The sequence below is a fragment of the Cupriavidus sp. 8B genome, assembly GCF_054589115.1.
Genome location: NZ_BAAILO010000491.1, coordinates 5,150 through 7,837 on the forward strand (window position 1 = coordinate 5,150; position 2,688 = coordinate 7,837).

Genomic DNA, 2,688 nt, shown 5'->3' on the forward strand with positions numbered 1-2,688 from the left:
GCCGACTTCCGTGGCCACAAGGCCTACCTGTGCGGCCCGCCGCCGATGATCGAAGCCTGCATCCGCACGTTGATGCAGGGCCGGCTGTTCGAGGAGGACATCCACACCGAGAAGTTCCTCTCGGCCGGCGACGCACAGAACAGCACGCGCAGTCCGCTGTTCAAGATCTGATGGAGGGCGCGGCATGCATACCGTCGAGATCGCGGGAAGCGGCCAGTGCTACCCCTGCGCGCCGGAGCAGAACCTGCTGCGCGCCATGGAAGCCCTGGGCAAGCGCGGCATTCCCGCAGGCTGCCGGGGCGGTGGCTGCGGGGTTTGCAAGGTGCGCATCGAGGCCGGCCGCTACCACACCGGCAAGATGAGCCGCGCCTGCCTGTCTGAGGCGGAGGAGGGAAGTGGGCTGGTGCTCGCCTGCAAGGCCTTCCCCGACAGCGATATCCGCCTGCGGCCGGTGGCGGTGTTGCAGCGCTGCCTGGACAAGCAACTGGCACGGCAGGAAGCAAAGCAGGAACAGCAGCGAAGACAAGGGCAGCAGCAATAAAAGATGGACCAATAACCCCATCATCAAGGAGACAGTCATGGCATTGACAGGCGTATTGCGCCCGGGGCACGTGGCATTGCGCGTGCTGGAACTTGAACCGGCGCTCAAGCACTACACCGAGGTACTCGGGCTGATCGAAACCGCGCGCGACGACAAGGGCCGCGTCTACCTGAAGGCCTGGGACGAGCACGATCACCATAGCGTGGTGCTGCGCGAGGCCGACAGCCCTGGCATGGACTACATGGGCTTTCGGGTGGATAGCGGCCGCACGCTGGAGCGGCTGGCGCAGGAGGTGGAGCAGTCCGGCCTGGCATCGGACTTCCAGTGGATTCCCGCCGGCGAGCATCCGCGCACCGGCGTGCGCTTTCGCTTCACCATTCCCACCGGGCATGCGATCGAACTCTTCGCCGACAAGGACAAGCTGGGCTGCATGACCGGCGACAGCAACCCGGACCCGTGGCCGGACGACCTGCGCGGCATGGCGCCCAGCCGCTTCGATCACTGCCTGCTGTATGGCGACGACCTGGATGGCACGGTCAAGCTGTTCCGCGACGTGCTTGGCTTCACGCTGGCCGAGGAAGTGGTCGCCGGCCCCGACAAGATGATGATCGGCGCCTTCCTGACTTGCTCCAACAAAGCGCATGACGTTGCCTTCATCCGGCATGCGGAGAAGAACAAGTTCCATCACGCCTCCTTCAACCTGGATAACTGGGGCGAAGTGCTGAAGGCCGCCGACATCATTTCCAAGAAGGACGTGTCGCTCGATATCGGGCCGACGCGGCATGGCATCACGCGCGGCGCGACGATCTACTTCTTCGATCCTTCGGGCAACCGGAATGAGGTCTTCTCTGGCGGCTATATCCACTATCCGGACAAGCCCACGATTACGTGGACGGACAACGAACTGGGCCGGGCGATCTTCTATCACGACCGCAAGCTGAATGAAGCGTTCCTGAGTGTGCTGACCTGATCGCCAGCGCGACGACTTCTCCGATGCCAAGTGTTTGCTCCCCTCTCCCACTGCGTGGGAGAGGGGAGCAAGGCGAAAAACAGCAAGGCAAAGCGGCACACCCTGCCGCAACCAGCGAGACAACATGAAAGACTTCAAGAACTTTATCAACGGCGAATGGGTGGCCACCAATCGCCAGTTCGACGACCGCAACCCGGTCGACAACAGCCTGATCGGGCATGTCCACGAGGCCGGGCAGGCCGAGGTCGATGCCGCCGTGGCCGCGGCAAAGCATGCGCTCAAGGGTCCCTGGGGCAAGATGACCGTGGCGCAACGCGTCGAGCTGCTGCATGCGGTGGCAGACGGCATCAACCGGCGCTTCGACGACTTCCTGCAAGCCGAGATCGCCGACACCGGCAAACCGCACTCCCTCGCCAGCCACATCGACATCCCGCGCGGCGCGGCCAACTTCAAGGTGTTCGCCGACCTGATCAAGAACGTGCCGACCGAGAGCTTCGCCATGGCTACCCCGGATGGCGGCGAGGCCATCAACTATGCGGTGCGCTCGCCGCGCGGCGTGATCGGCGTGGTGTGTCCGTGGAACCTGCCGCTGCTGCTGATGACCTGGAAGGTTGGCCCGGCGCTGGCTTGCGGCAACACGGTGGTGGTCAAGCCATCCGAGGAAACGCCGGCTACCGCCACGCTGCTTGGCGAGGTAATGAACGAGGCCGGCGTGCCGCCGGGCGTCTATAACGTTGTCCACGGTTTCGGGCCGGACTCCGCCGGCGCCTTCCTGACCGCGCATCCGGATGTGAACGGCATCACCTTCACTGGCGAGACCCGTACCGGGGAGGCCATCATGAAGGCCGCCGCCAATGGCGTGCGCCCGGTCTCGTTCGAATTGGGTGGCAAGAATGCCGGCATCGTCTTCGCCGATGCGGATTTCGACAAGGCGGTGGCCGGCATCACCCGCTCGGCCTTCGAGAACAGCGGGCAAGTCTGCCTGGGCACCGAGCGCGTCTATGTGCAGCGGCCGATCTTCGAGCGCTTCGTCACGGCGCTCAAGGCAAAGGCCGAGGGCTTGCGGGTAGGACTCCCGAACGACGAGGGCGTGAACATGGGCCCGCTGGTGTCGCTGGAGCATCGCGCCAAAGTGCTCTCCTACTACAAGAAGGCGGCAGACGCTGGCGCCACCGTG

2 protein-coding genes and 2 pseudogenes are annotated in these 2,688 nt (G+C 64.5%); all 4 read left to right on the forward strand.

Features of this window, described 5'->3' with window-relative positions; translation table 11 throughout:
* Positions 1–171, forward strand: a pseudogene (locus ACYP5B_RS45395) (phenol hydroxylase); the annotation flags it as partial.
* 13 nt (positions 172–184) lie between these two features.
* Positions 185–541 (forward strand): 2Fe-2S iron-sulfur cluster binding domain-containing protein, encoded by a 357-nt coding sequence (locus tag ACYP5B_RS45400; RefSeq protein WP_400098416.1) that lies wholly within the window; start codon positions 185–187, stop codon positions 539–541.
* Between the two features lie 37 nt (positions 542–578).
* Entirely contained in the window at positions 579–1,511 is a 933-nt protein-coding gene (locus tag ACYP5B_RS45405) for a catechol 2,3-dioxygenase (protein WP_459573956.1), read from the forward strand.
* 124 nt (positions 1,512–1,635) lie between these two features.
* Positions 1,636–2,688: pseudogene (locus tag ACYP5B_RS45410) on the forward strand (aldehyde dehydrogenase family protein); the annotation flags it as partial.

Coding starts and splice junctions, on each gene's coding strand:
- ACYP5B_RS45400 (WP_400098416.1), top strand. CDS start 185: ATGCATACCGTCGAGATCGCGGGAAGCGGCCAGTGCTACCCCTGCGCG.
- ACYP5B_RS45405 (WP_459573956.1), top strand. CDS start 579: ATGGCATTGACAGGCGTATTGCGCCCGGGGCACGTGGCATTGCGCGTG.